Annotated in this window: 13 protein-coding genes and 1 pseudogene; 6 read left to right on the top strand and 8 right to left on the bottom strand. The window is 50.3% G+C overall.

Features of this window, described 5'->3' with window-relative positions; all coding sequences use genetic code 11:
• Window positions 1-188: 188 nt before the first annotated feature.
• The 3 genes from hpsO to ACM1PF_RS31345 all read right to left on the bottom strand — a co-directional run bounded on the left by hpsO (window position 189) and on the right by ACM1PF_RS31345 (window position 3,844).
• Window positions 189-1,388 (bottom strand): hormogonium polysaccharide biosynthesis glycosyltransferase HpsO, encoded by a 1,200-nt coding sequence (gene hpsO / locus ACM1PF_RS31355; RefSeq protein ID WP_416670361.1) that lies wholly within the window; start codon window positions 1,386-1,388, stop codon window positions 189-191.
• Between the two features lie 178 nt (window positions 1,389-1,566).
• Complete coding sequence (gene hpsN, locus ACM1PF_RS31350; protein ID WP_416670360.1) at window positions 1,567-2,556, bottom strand: hormogonium polysaccharide biosynthesis glycosyltransferase HpsN; 990 nt, start codon at window positions 2,554-2,556, stop codon at window positions 1,567-1,569.
• A gap of 244 nt (window positions 2,557-2,800) precedes the next feature.
• Entirely contained in the window at window positions 2,801-3,844 is a 1,044-nt protein-coding gene (locus ACM1PF_RS31345; protein ID WP_416676889.1) for a nitrilase-related carbon-nitrogen hydrolase, read from the bottom strand.
• Between the two features lie 515 nt (window positions 3,845-4,359).
• On the opposite strand from ACM1PF_RS31345, the gene ACM1PF_RS31340 reads away from it, so the two are divergent.
• Window positions 4,360-4,608 (top strand): hypothetical protein, encoded by a 249-nt coding sequence (locus ACM1PF_RS31340; RefSeq protein WP_416670359.1) that lies wholly within the window; start codon window positions 4,360-4,362, stop codon window positions 4,606-4,608.
• An 18-nt stretch (window positions 4,609-4,626) separates the two neighbouring features.
• On the opposite strand, the gene ACM1PF_RS31335 is transcribed toward ACM1PF_RS31340, so the two are convergent.
• Both ACM1PF_RS31335 and ACM1PF_RS31330 read right to left on the bottom strand, forming a co-directional pair.
• Window positions 4,627-4,773, bottom strand: a complete 147-nt coding sequence (locus ACM1PF_RS31335; RefSeq protein WP_416670358.1) for a hypothetical protein — start codon at window positions 4,771-4,773, stop codon at window positions 4,627-4,629.
• Window positions 4,774-4,782: 9 nt separating this feature from the next.
• Window positions 4,783-4,869: pseudogene (locus ACM1PF_RS31330) on the bottom strand (hypothetical protein); the annotation flags it as partial.
• Between the two features lie 179 nt (window positions 4,870-5,048).
• Between ACM1PF_RS31330 and ACM1PF_RS31325 the strand changes: the two are divergent.
• The 3 genes from ACM1PF_RS31325 to ACM1PF_RS31315 all read left to right on the top strand — a co-directional run bounded on the left by ACM1PF_RS31325 (window position 5,049) and on the right by ACM1PF_RS31315 (window position 7,108).
• Window positions 5,049-6,209: an ISH3 family transposase gene (locus ACM1PF_RS31325; protein ID WP_416670357.1), complete on the top strand. Its 1,161-nt coding sequence runs from the start codon at window positions 5,049-5,051 to the stop codon at window positions 6,207-6,209.
• Between the two features lie 150 nt (window positions 6,210-6,359).
• Window positions 6,360-6,776, top strand: a complete 417-nt coding sequence (locus ACM1PF_RS31320; RefSeq protein ID WP_416670356.1) for an element excision factor XisH family protein — start codon at window positions 6,360-6,362, stop codon at window positions 6,774-6,776.
• A complete protein-coding gene (locus ACM1PF_RS31315; protein ID WP_068509831.1) occupies window positions 6,764-7,108 on the top strand; it encodes a XisI protein in 345 nt (114 codons plus the stop codon). Before ACM1PF_RS31320 ends, ACM1PF_RS31315 begins: the two co-directional genes overlap by 13 nt.
• Window positions 7,109-7,204: 96 nt before the next feature.
• Here the strand turns inward: ACM1PF_RS31315 and ACM1PF_RS31310 are convergent, their stop codons facing one another.
• Window positions 7,205-7,999: an aspartyl/asparaginyl beta-hydroxylase domain-containing protein gene (locus ACM1PF_RS31310; RefSeq protein ID WP_416670355.1), complete on the bottom strand. Its 795-nt coding sequence runs from the start codon at window positions 7,997-7,999 to the stop codon at window positions 7,205-7,207.
• Window positions 8,000-8,279: 280 nt separating this feature from the next.
• On the opposite strand from ACM1PF_RS31310, the gene ACM1PF_RS31305 reads away from it, so the two are divergent.
• Together ACM1PF_RS31305 and ACM1PF_RS31300 are read left to right on the top strand one after the other, a co-directional pair.
• Window positions 8,280-9,791, top strand: a complete 1,512-nt coding sequence (locus ACM1PF_RS31305) for a dihydroorotase (RefSeq protein WP_416676887.1) — start codon at window positions 8,280-8,282, stop codon at window positions 9,789-9,791.
• 50 nt (window positions 9,792-9,841) lie between these two features.
• Window positions 9,842-10,660, top strand: a complete 819-nt coding sequence (locus ACM1PF_RS31300; RefSeq protein ID WP_416670354.1) for a DUF1838 domain-containing protein — start codon at window positions 9,842-9,844, stop codon at window positions 10,658-10,660.
• 8 nt (window positions 10,661-10,668) lie between these two features.
• On the opposite strand, the gene ACM1PF_RS31295 is transcribed toward ACM1PF_RS31300, so the two are convergent.
• Window positions 10,669-11,064 (bottom strand): nuclear transport factor 2 family protein, encoded by a 396-nt coding sequence (locus ACM1PF_RS31295; protein ID WP_416670353.1) that lies wholly within the window; start codon window positions 11,062-11,064, stop codon window positions 10,669-10,671.
• 115 nt (window positions 11,065-11,179) lie between these two features.
• Entirely contained in the window at window positions 11,180-12,148 is a 969-nt protein-coding gene (locus ACM1PF_RS31290; RefSeq protein ID WP_416670352.1) for a VOC family protein, read from the bottom strand.
• Window positions 12,149-12,175: the final 27 nt, after the last annotated feature.

Raw genomic sequence — 12,175 nt, 5'->3', positions numbered from 1 at the left:
GGGAGTGAGGAAGAGGGTAGGGAGTGGAAATTAAAATTCTTGTGGGGTGGGCATCTTGCTCGCCCATTCATACACTGGAATTTTGGCTAAATTTGGCTAATACTGGAATTTTGGCTACATTTGGTTAACACTGGAATTTTGGCTAAAGCCGATCGCAAATTTCCTTGATCAAAAAGCAGGTTTGCCCCCTACTCCCGACTCCCGATTCCCGACTCTCTCAATCTCCGATAAAACTGCATTTGTTTTTGAGCCAATGCCCGATTGGTGTATTGAGTCAAGGCCCGATCGTATCCGCGTTTGGAAAGCTCAATGGCGCGATCGGGGTGGGAAATCAATTGCAGGAGGCAGTCTTTGAGGGCAGGGGCATTGCCTTCGGGGAAGATCAGTCCGGCATCCTGGATCACATGGGGAATTTCACCAGAGTCGGAGCCGATGACCGGAACCTGACAGGCCATCGCTTCAATTAAAACGTGCCCGAATTGTTCCTTCCAGCCTGCTGCCGTCAGGGTTTTGAAACCGTAGGTGGTTTGAGAGGGCAGAACCAGGGTGTTCATTAAGTTGATATAGCGGGGCACATCATCATGGGGAACACTTTCCACCCAAATCAGGCGATCGGCAATTCCGGCTTGCTCTGCCTGTTCAAGCAACTTTGCTTTTAGGGGACCGCGACCCAGGAGGAGCCATTTCCAGGGGCGATGGGTTTCGGCTTTCAGTTGAGCCAGGGCATCGCAGAGGGTGAGGAGTCCTTTCTCTTCGACAAATCGCCCCACAAAGCCCACCACAAATTCATCCGGTTGAATGCCCAACTTTGCCGCAAGTTCTGGCTGCGGCTGCGGACGAAACAACTGTTCATCTACCCCCAACTGCGGCATCACTTCTATCTCACCCTGATAGCCATGATCGCGGAGAATTTCGGCTCCATCCTGATTTCCCGCAATAATGCCATTGGAATGACGCAGGTTATAGGCTTCCAGCCATGACACCGGAAACTTAGAGGTGTAGGGCAAATTCCACCAGGTAAAGAACACCATTTTGGCATTCAACCGCAGCAACCGATTCAGCGTAATCAACTGAGCATAGCCGATCGACTTTGCCCCCTGCTCCATCTGAATCACATCTGGACGAAACTCTTTTAATAACGGGATAATCTCCGCTCCAAAACTCAGCAACCCCTGATTGTTCTGGCTCAGGTTAGACACCGGAACCACCCGAAACGACCCATCCTGCCAAAACCGAGTCTCGATCGTCTGATTCTGCACCCCTCCCGGTCGCCACTTTTTCGGAACGGCGATCGTCACTTCAATATCTGGCTTCAGGGATGCCATGAGGCGAAACTTTTCGCAGTTGAGGTTAACGATGTAGGTGTGGCTGGCGATGAGAAGTTTCATAGGAAAGTGAGAGAGTGCTGAGGACTGAGGACTGAGGACTGAGGGTAGGGCTTGAAAGATGGAAGTGAAGAGTGAGGAGTAGGGAGGTATGAAGTGATGATGAAATCTCAGAAGTGTTTGACTGGGCAGGCAAGATGCTCATCTCAAATCAAAGAGGGAGAAATATTGCACTCAGCACTCAGTCCTCAGCACTCAGTCCTTGCTCCAACTGGCTATAAACCTGACCGTTATCCCACAGAGACTTTACTAACGTTCCCAGGGTGCTGAAAAATCCAACGGTGTAAAAGCAGGCGCGGGTGACGATTTTGATCGGGGAGGGGCTTTTGAAGCAGGGGGGATGTCCGAGAACGTGGCAGTCGAACAGTTTGGCGGAGAGGCGGAGGATCTGGAAAGGGGTGAGGTTTTTCAGAGCCATCAGGAAATGGTTGTGGTAGAAGGTGATCTGGTATTTCAGCGATCGCGTGCTGATGTCGTGACAGCCTCCGGTTTCTTCACCCAGATGGATCAGGTGGGCAGCGGGGTCGTACCAGATTTTGTATCCTGTTTTGCGAACGCGCAGGCAAAAGTCGGATTCTTCCCGAACAGCACTGCCTCGAAATCGTTCATCAAACCAAATGCCGTGTTGGGTGAAAATGTCGCGGCGGAAGGACATATTACAGCCTCGCGCAGTCAGGACTTGCTGCGGTTTGGTGGTGTGGACGAGATCAATGTGATACCAGGCAATGCCAGGGTTCATGGCTTCTGGGGGTAAGTATTCAATTTGCAAACCGGGAATGGCATCGGCAAGCTTCATCCGATCGAACACTCGTCCTGCTACCGCGCCAATTTCAGGATGATCCACATAATTCTGAGCATGGGCAGCCAAACATCCGGGCGGTAACTGCACATCGTCATCCAAAAACAGCACGACATCCCCCTGCGATCGCCGCACGCCAAAATTTCGCGCCCCTGGCAAACTCGCCCAGTTCACCTGAAATAAACGAATCTTGCCCTCTTTTGCCATCTGATCCAGATAAGCCTGCGTTTCTGGTGAATGCTGCACCGTCTGATCCACCACAATCACTTCGTAGTGGGCATAGGTTTGTTGCAGGACATTGGCGATCGTTTCACAAAGAATGGATTCACGACCGTAGGTAGGAATGATGATGGAGATGAATGGCAGTGACATGGTTTAGAGGGAGTGGGGAATGGGGGTGAGGGGTTAGACGTTTCACTAGCTAGTTATCCCTGAAGTGGACTATTTGTAACGGGAGAGTCCATGATGCAGGGAGATATTTATGCTTAAAAACTGCCATAGAAAAGGGCATGGTTGACCACGCCCCGATTTGTCAAGATTTTTGTGTCACTTCTCCATCCGCAGCATTCAACGGATTGTGTTTTAAGAGAGGGGGAGGGATGAGGGCGATTCTGACCTAAATCACATCTAAATTGGCTAAGTGTTCAATGGTCTGCTGCTGGGTTTGCATAAAGTGCTGGCGATCGACTTCCCCATTGAGCATTGTATTAGCGGGATAAAACTGAGCCTGACGGTAACTCTCCGCATACAGTTCAAACCGCTGCCGAGCCAGCAAATTTGTGAGTCCAGGACGACGACGGTAGCGACGCAGGGCTGCCAGATCAATTTCTGCAAAGGCGGCCATACTTTCCCCCGTAGCGGTTTCAGTTAACACCAGCCCCCGATAATCAATGATTTTAGAACCTCCATCAGCAGAGGCGATCGGGATGGGAATTTGGGCAATGCCTGCGGTATTAGCAGAGATGACATACGCCATGTTTTCGATCGCCCGACTGATCTTGGCGATGTCTTTAGGCGATCGCGCCTGCCCGCCATACACCTCTGAGGTAGAGTGCAGTAGCACCTCCGCACCGCGCATCATCAAACACCGTGCCACTTCTGGAAATAAGATTTCATCCGAGGCGATCGCCGCCAGATTGCCAATCTCCGTCTTCGCCACTGGAAAAACGCCCTCTAGCCCGTAATGCGCCAGATAGTCATCCCAGACATCATGGGGAGTGGGCGCAAACATCGAGTTGAGCCGGCGATAACGCAGAATGACATCTCCACTCGGAGCCATTACAAAGCAGGTTTGAAAGTACAGCTTGGGAAAGTGCGGATCGAGTTCGTAGGCATTCCCTGCCAGAAAGATACGATGCTTTTGCGCGATCTGCCCCAGTGCCTCATACTCTGCTCCCGTCATTTCTAAACAGACTTTGTCTGTCCACACGGCAAACGGTTCCCCCAACGGAAATCCAGTCAGGAAATATTCGGGCAGCACCACCAACCGACAGTCAGACCCAATAAAGGCAAGACTGGCAGCAATTTGGGAGCTAATGCGGGCGATCGCCTGGTGCATCATGTTGCGGGCTTCCTGGCGATCGGTTGCCTGGTTGATGGCATGGCAGGTGAGCTGAAGGGCGAGTGCCCGGTAGGTATCGGTGATGGCAGTGTGTTCCATATCTAAAGTGAGTTGGCTCTGCACAATATTCTTGCACTTATCTTTTGAGGTGATGGTTGTCTGACAGCACTAAGCAAGCGATCGCCCGATGACGGGTTGATGGGACTGCAAACGCCTCTACTACCTCGATCGAGGGTATCAGTAGCGATCGGTTGGCAGTGCTGGCTACCCGTACGAAAGCTTTGACTGATTGTTAAGTTACTTTGATCTCAATCGAACCGTAACAATTTTGACTTGATTTGCTCGATCGATTGATGTTACGCTTTTCAGCTATAGCTGTCTTATGGGTTGCTCTGAGCTGAAGGATGGCTGGATCACCTAGAGACGAATTCTCTAGCGGAGGTCAAGCGTGCCTACCAAGCAATACGCTCAACCTCCTCACCACAGACTAAGACCGCTAGTCCGGGCTAGGGTGCATGATAGCACTCTTAGTCCTTGGCTCGCACAGTCTGCAACGCTGGGAGCCTGTCTCTAGGGTTTCTTCAAACCCTGGAACACAAGGAGATTCACAACTTATGTCTGACAAACGATTCGGTCTGCCTCCGGTAGGCGATCGTCCGATTTCCGCTGCCCGCCGATCGGTGAAAATTCTGTTCATTGGACAACCCGATGATGTCGAAATTACGATCGCGCGTCTGTATCATTGTGGCTTTTGTCGCGTTGAAGACTGGTCTAGACCTTTACCCTATGGGCAGATTCAACAAGCCACTGCTAGAGCACCGGGAGAGATTCTGCGCATCTATAAGCGATCGATGACGCTTTAAGTTATCCGTTTTGCGTTCTCAAATCCGATCGTTCTGGTGATGTTGGGGCGATCGGATTTGGGTAATCGGTAATGGGTAATCGGTAATGGGTGATAGGGAATGGCGAGGGAAGGGGCGATCGGTTGCAAGATGGGAGCGGTAAGCCCTAATTTCGTCTACTCCCATATCTTTTGGGTGACGCTTATTGTGAAACAGGATGAAATCGCGGATGGAGTGAACGTAGGATTTCTCAGTTTTGAGGCTGAAGTATTTGAACCGGATGGATTGCCTGACTTGATCGAGCAGGCGGGGCGGTTGAGGTTGTGACAGGATAGATGCTGGATAATACCCTTATCAGGGATGTGATCCAGCAAAATTCAGTAGATCACAAATGTTTGCTAGAGAAGCAATGAGCAGAGGAAAAGGGTAGGTTCAGGCTAGAAGAATTCAACTAATTCGCCATGAAGAGCTACCCTACTTCAGTATCCCCTGAGCTGACGCTAACGGATGAAGCGACCCTGGATGCTGCCCTAGAACATGTGCTGGCAAGCATTCCATTGGAGACTCAGGGCATCTACAGCCCTCAGGAGATCTACAGTGTTCTGCTATGGGCGGCGAGTCGCCACGATACGATTGAGCCCACCTGTCAGGTCTTGGAGGGAGTGCCCAGCAGTAACGACATTCGCTTCCACCTCAACAAGCTGGACGACATGAGCCAACTGGAGGATCAGGTGAATGCGGGCTTACAGGGTCGCCTACCCGAACGCATTGCCAATCATCGCCATCGTCTGGCGATTGACCTGCACCTGATTCCGTACTACGGTGCAGCTGAGGAAACGGTGCGACCCTACCTCTACCGGTCTCAAGCCAAAGCGGGCACCACGACCTTCTTCGCCTATGCCACGGTCTATGTCATCCGTCGGCATCAGCGAGTTACGCTGGCGATTCATGCGATTGCGCGAGGAGAAACCCTGGTGGCAACCCTGAGCTATCTGTTGTCCAGACTGACTCCGTTGCGGGTGAAGGTGGAGCGGCTCTACTTAGACCGAGGCTTCTACAGCGTCCCAGTGATTCGCTGGTTGCAAGCGCTCCGGATGCCATTCATCATGCCAGTTGTGATTCGTGGTAAACAGGGTGGCACCCGTGCCCTTTGCCACGGGCGTTGCAGTTATCAAACACCCTACCTCTTGAAGAGCCAGGACTATGGCACTGTTAGCTGCCAGGTGGCCGTCGTCTGTCGCTATCGCAAGGGGACTCGCCGCCAGCACGGCATCCACTACTTGCTGTTTGTCGTCTATCGGGTCAAGGTCGCCACGCAACAGTTGCCCCAACATTACCGAGCCCGGTTTGGCATTGAGACCAGTTACCGCATTAAGAATGCCTGTCGCATTCGCACCACCACTCGGCATCCACTGGTACGTCTGTTATTCGTCGCGTTGGCCTTTATCTTGGTGAACCTCTGGGTGTGGCTTTTGTGGACTCGTCTGAGCGCTACACGTCGGGGGGGACGACGGGTCTATCAGGAGTACTTTCGGTTAAAGACGATGCTGGAGTTTCTTCGCCATGCGATCGAGCGTCGCTTTCCCCTCATCCACGTAGTTTCTATTCCTGCCTCAGGGTAACGTTTGTGATCTACTGAATTTGGAAAAGTTTTACTCAGAGAGATTGAGTGAGTTACTGGCACGAAAGGTGGGTCGCTCCTAGACTTGATACTTTGCAAACTAATTTGGAGTTATATTCTGACCAAGAATAGGCTGACTTATACTTAAACTATGCCCAAGTTAGACATCATCCACAATGCGGTAAAAAACGCATTGATAAAAGATGGCTGGTCGATTACAGATGACCCTTACGTCATTCAATATCGAAAAACTGTGCTGTACGCCGATCTTGGTGCTGAATGTCCTATAGCGGCTGAACGAGATGGGCAGAAGCTAGTTGTGGAAGTGAAAAGCTTTATTGGCGCATCAAAAATACAAGACTTGAAAGAGGCTCTCGGTCAGTATGACATCTATCGCTACCTTCTAGAGGAAACAGCCCCAGATCGTAAGTTGTACATCGCTATCAGCAACGTTGCATACAATACCTTTTTTACTCAGGACGTAACTCAGCTCATTCTCAATAAACATCAACTTCCAATCATTGTTGTAGACATAGAGATAGAGGAGATTGTGCAATGGATAAACTAATCGAGTATTCAAATTTAATTAAGCGCATTCTGACTGAGTATGTGGAACTGAGTAACCGCCATCCTAACCCAGACATTGAGACTTTTTTGATTGTAGATGAGGCAAAAGCTCACTATATATGGATGAATCTTGGTTGGCAGAATGGAGAACGTGTTACTGGGATGACAGTCTATGTGCGGATTAGGGATGGTAAATTCTGGATTGAAGAGGATTGGACTGAAGACGGTATCGCTACTGATTTAGTTAGTGCAGGGGTTCCTAGAGAGGATATTGTATTGGCATTTCATGAGCCAAAGATGCGACAGTACACAGATTTTGCAGTTGCGTCATAGTAGCGGCGCAGGCTAACACTGCGTTGGTGCGGACGGTACAGAGGTTGTCGGTGAGAGTTCAAGCTTGTCTGCCGCCGCACAACTTCACCGTTAAGCTTACAATGCTTTATCCCATTCCAACTGATGAGCCAAACCATACTTGATAAAATCTTCAGCTTGAACTTGATCATTCTTGCCAAACACCCCTAGACTGTAGGGATTCTCCTGCATTCGTTCCGCAACGAATTCCTGTTCCATCCGAATCAGGTCTTTTCTGGGTCGATTGGGTTTGAAGAAATCAACCACCAGAACCGTTCTTTCGTATTCCGTGTAGTTATGGGGACAGTGGGGATAGCTGTGGTCTAACACCAGAAATTCACCTTCATGCCAGTAGAGTTTGTCATGGCAAATTTTCATCGCCACATCTCCTTCTGGGACGATTAATCCTAAGTAACCACGATTCGTGTGCAGGTTATAGTTCACATGCAGTTTCACATCCAGCCCTGGATGAAACGTCCCAAAATAGACATTCCTGAGGATATTGTCATAGCTGGAATTGGTGGCTGCGATCGCCTCAGTGAGTTTAGGAAAATACGTTTCTCTTAACTCAAGTGCTTTTTGGGGCACATTCTCCCCTGGATATTGGGGATATGAAATGTGATGGGTTTGAATATAGTCTTCAATCAAAAGACCTTGAAAGAGAACGCCAAAGGCGCTGTATCTGGCATTGCCTTTAGTCTTCACAGTTTTACTCTTTGGCCCCATCACCTCATGGGCGAACTGCAGCTCTTCCTCGGAAGCCGTTTTCTTAAAAAATGTAAATTCATCCCGAATCGTTTGCCAGTTTGCTTGCAGTCGGTTCAGGAAAGGGAACTGCTGGGGGTCTAAATGATACTCGTTAAAACGTTCCATAACCTTTTCTCCTGAATCTGCTTGAACTCAAACGGCTATAATTTCATTCTAAAAGTAGGAGTAGGTTTCGCCCGGATCGCCGCTAAGGAATGCGAATTAAATAAGCTGAAATTCTTGTGGGGTGGGCAGCGTTTCGACTGAGCGCTCAAGCCGAAGTCTTGCCCGCCCAGTCAACAAAGTAGAACCATAGACAGGTTATTTGATTCACGATCCTAAAGCTGAAAGCGGTTGCCCAAAACCCGCCCCTACCCAAGATACGCTGATTTTGGCGGGAGGTTTTGTGTCTGGAACTCCTACTCTAGATAGCCCTACTCTAGATAACCCTACTCTAGATAAATTGATCAAAAACGTGCGGGTGGTTCGTCCCCAGCAATCATCCGTCGATCGCCTTGATCTGGGCATTAAGGATGGTCAATTCAGCCAAATTGCCCCCGATATTAGCCCTGACCAGGCAAAAGAGGTATTCGATGCTCAAAATCTGCTGGGTTTTCCGGGGTTGGTGGATGCCCACATGCACATTGGGATTTATCAACGCCTCGATCAGGATGCGATCGCCGAAAGCAAAGCCGCTGCCATGGGCGGAGTCACCACCAGCCTCAACTACATCCGCACGGGGCAGTATTACCTGAACAAGGGTGGCTCTTATAGAGATTTTTTCCCGGAGGTGCTGGCGTTATCCGACGGCAATTTTTATGTGGATTACGGCTACCACATCGCGCCGATCGCCCCGCAGCACATTGATGAGATGCAGTGGTTGTTCGAGGAACACGGGATTGCTTCGTTTAAAATCTTCATGTTCTATGGAGGATACGGGCTGCACGGTCTGTCCAACCAACAGAATTTGTTTCTGATGATCCATCAGGACGATCGCTATGACTTTGCCCATTTTGAATTCATCATGCGGAGTCTGGCTCGGCTGAGGGAACGCTATCCCGCAATGCAGGACACCATCAGCCTCAGCCTCCACTGTGAAATTGCCGATATTCTCAATGCTTACACCAAAATGGTGCAGCAGGACGCATCCCTGACGGGATTGAATGCCTACAGTGCCGCGCGTCCGCCCCACTCCGAGGGATTAGCCATTTGTATTGCCTCCTATCTGGCCCACGAAACCAACTGTGGCAATATCAACTTGCTCCATCTCAGTTCCCGGAAAGCCGTCGAAGCTGCGCTGATGATGCAGACGATCTTTCCCCATATCAACTTCAAGCGAGAAGTTACGGTGGGTCATCTGCTGCTGGATGTGAATACCCCGACTGGGAAATGGGCTAAGGTGAATCCGCCGATTCGACCGCGATCGGATGTGGAGTTTCTCTGGAATGCCGTATTGCAGGATCAGGTGGACTGGATTGTCAGCGATCATGCCTGCTGTTCTGCCGAGCAAAAAGCCGGTTCCAGCGATCCAGAGAATATTTGGCTGGCAAAGTCTGGTTTTGGGGGAACAGAATATTTGCTTTCCGGTGTGGTCAGTGAGGGTAGCAAACGGGGGATGTCGTACAATCACATGGCAAGACTATTGAGTTGGAATCCGGCGCAACGGTTTGGTCTGTTGCAAAAGGGCGACATTGCGATCGGTTACGATGCCGACCTGGTGCTGCTCGACCCCGATGAAACCTTTGTCGTCCGTGCAGCGGAATCCTTCTCCCAGCAGGGCTACACCCCCTTTGAAGGGACGGAGTTAACCGGACGGGTGAAACAGACCTTCCTGCGGGGGAATTTGGTTTACGATCGCGGACAAATCTTGGGTTCACCCCAGGGGCGTTACTTGAAGCGATCGCAGGGATTGCAGTGACCCGATCATTTGCAGAGCTTTCAATGTGTTGAACTATCGAGGAACGACAGATGGCGATTGACATTCAAGAATTTGATGCCCAGCACTGGGTCAAGACCCGCTCATCCCTCGATCCCAGCCAATCCACTTTCCTAACCTGGTCAGGATCAATCTACGCCTTTATTCCCGGCGAAAAGCAGATTCGCCTGTTCAAAATGGTGGGGGTGAGTGTCAGCCGCTGCATTCCGGTAGAGGAGGGAAGTTGGGATTTCACCTCGCGGGAATTGACCTACTACCTGCATCCCGAAACGGGAGAAATTTTGCGCCAGTGGGAAAATCCCTGGACGGGAGAACAACTGAGCGTCATGCACGTTGCCAACAATCCTGTTCAGGGGCACTTCAAGGGCAAATTTCCGGCCCGTGTATTTGGAGATAGCACAACCTTCGTGTTTGACATCTTGATGACCTACCCAAATCCTCTGTCCACAGAACCCAAATTTGCAGATTACAGCCCCAATCCAACCTATCAGGCGGCTGAATTGTTTAAATTGACCGTCCCCACTGCCGATCTCCTGAACCCTGACGTTCTCTCGGTTGCTCAGTTACAGCTTTATTGGGATCGGGTTGGGCCGTGGGTGCCCTGGATGAAGATGGGCGATCGCCCTGGGCAACTAATTTACAGTGCCTATGGGGGCAAAGTCAGCGGGGTCGATGCATTGCCCCAACTGTTGCAGGATGAAATTAATACTCGCGTCCCGCTTTACAAGCATGCGCCTCCATCTTTCCTGGATGTCGAAGAAGATATGACCTCGTGGCTCTATTTTCAAACCTACTTTGATGCTTACCTGGCGGGCGAAACCTTTCCCTTGCCCCAGGCAGAGGAAATTTAGTGGCTGGATTAATTCGATTGACCATCACTCCCTAAATACTCCCGGTAGCCGCAGATTTTATTGCCCCGGACATCAAACGAAACGGCAACTCGATTTTTGTAAGGTTTTCCCCACATCAGCCCTTCATCCCGGAACTCAAACACGACAGTCGTTTCGTTGCTGGTGACTCGATCGAGGGTTAATGTCAGTCCTTCACTGTAGACTTCAGAGACATAGTTGAAAAACTCGATCGCCCGAGCTTTGCCCACATTTAATCCGTGAAATTTGCCCAGCGGGAACCAGAAGGAAAAATCGTCCGTGAGCATATCGAGGAAGGCTTGCCAGTCTCCGGTTGCCAGTCCATGTTCAAAATGGGTAAAGGCTTGCTGGGCAACGGCTAAGGTGTTGGTTGATTCTGTGGGCATAACTAGGGGGGATTGAAACGATCATCCCATCATATAGAGGTTAGGCGGATGCAGCAAAATAACATACCCGTCAGGGGCGCACTGCTGTGCGCCCTTACAAACGTGATCATGCTTCCTATCCAATGATGACCCAGGTGATGTCGTCCGGTGCCACTAATCCAAACGAGGGTTCATTAAATTCATTCGAGAGCATCGGCGTTACCGATCGGGCATTGCTGCGACGGACGCGATCGTGAAACTCGTGAATATTTTCAACCTGATAGGTAAACAGGGATATCCCCAACACTCCGGGTTGAGCGAACTCCAGCTTGTTCGGCGTTGGGTAGAGCGGGGTGTAAACTTGCAGAACACCGACATCCGTTTTGGGTGATGAGAAGGATGACAGAAGGAATTCATTCCCGTCTTCCAACATTAAAATTTGGCGAGTGGCAGGATTTTGATAACCCGATCGCTTGCGGGTATTATTTGCAGGCACTAAGCCAAAGACATCGGTATAGAATGCAGCGGTATCATGATCGGCGGTGACAATGCTGGAATGGGTGCCCTCACTCACGCCCAGGGGTGAAGCTGGATCAATCACACCATAGCCGGGACGAGTATAGTTGTAGCGTTGAAAGAAGGCCTGTCGTGTTTCTGAACCAATCACAAAAAATTCGCGCACCCCTGTAAATCGTTGGTAGAAGTTGGTGCCCGGTTGACCGATAAATTCGATTCCTCGAATCGGTTCAGTGACAATCCAATCTCCGTCATTGGCATTGTCATCATTGAAGGCATCGGCAACTGCATAGATATCCTGCACTAATGAAGCAAACCAGCGACTGCCAATCACGAACGGATGGGATTTTTGGAGACCTGGATTGCGAGGTTGCTGCCACACCATGATGCGAACCAGCCCATGATCGGAGGAGTTGCCATTCTGCAACCGGATCGATGTCAGGTTAGAGGCATGACCATAAAGGGCGTGAGCTGCTGCCGCTGACAACTTGCCCCTTTTAAGTTCTCGATAGCCTAACTCAGCCCAATACCGCAGCGTGAACTGCTCTTGCTGGGAACCTACACAATTCTCGAAAATGCCGCTGATCATGATTGCAGAATGCACTCCTATGGAACA

It is taken from the genome of Egbenema bharatensis FJBBOT/2019 (assembly GCF_048077055.1).
GTDB classification, from domain to species: Bacteria; Cyanobacteriota; Cyanobacteriia; order Elainellales; family Elainellaceae; genus Egbenema; species Egbenema bharatensis.
This window is presented reverse-complemented; position numbering and strand designations above follow the sequence as displayed.

Coding starts and splice junctions, on each gene's coding strand:
- hpsO (WP_416670361.1), bottom strand. CDS start 1,388: ATGAAACTTCTCATCGCCAGCCACACCTACATCGTTAACCTCAACTGC.
- hpsN (WP_416670360.1), bottom strand. CDS start 2,556: ATGTCACTGCCATTCATCTCCATCATCATTCCTACCTACGGTCGTGAA.
- ACM1PF_RS31345 (WP_416676889.1), bottom strand. CDS start 3,844: ATGGAACACACTGCCATCACCGATACCTACCGGGCACTCGCCCTTCAG.
- ACM1PF_RS31340 (WP_416670359.1), top strand. CDS start 4,360: ATGTCTGACAAACGATTCGGTCTGCCTCCGGTAGGCGATCGTCCGATT.
- ACM1PF_RS31335 (WP_416670358.1), bottom strand. CDS start 4,773: ATGGGAGTAGACGAAATTAGGGCTTACCGCTCCCATCTTGCAACCGAT.
- ACM1PF_RS31325 (WP_416670357.1), top strand. CDS start 5,049: ATGAAGAGCTACCCTACTTCAGTATCCCCTGAGCTGACGCTAACGGAT.
- ACM1PF_RS31320 (WP_416670356.1), top strand. CDS start 6,360: ATGCCCAAGTTAGACATCATCCACAATGCGGTAAAAAACGCATTGATA.
- ACM1PF_RS31315 (WP_068509831.1), top strand. CDS start 6,764: ATGGATAAACTAATCGAGTATTCAAATTTAATTAAGCGCATTCTGACT.
- ACM1PF_RS31310 (WP_416670355.1), bottom strand. CDS start 7,999: ATGGAACGTTTTAACGAGTATCATTTAGACCCCCAGCAGTTCCCTTTC.
- ACM1PF_RS31300 (WP_416670354.1), top strand. CDS start 9,842: ATGGCGATTGACATTCAAGAATTTGATGCCCAGCACTGGGTCAAGACC.
- ACM1PF_RS31295 (WP_416670353.1), bottom strand. CDS start 11,064: ATGCCCACAGAATCAACCAACACCTTAGCCGTTGCCCAGCAAGCCTTT.
- ACM1PF_RS31290 (WP_416670352.1), bottom strand. CDS start 12,148: ATGATCAGCGGCATTTTCGAGAATTGTGTAGGTTCCCAGCAAGAGCAG.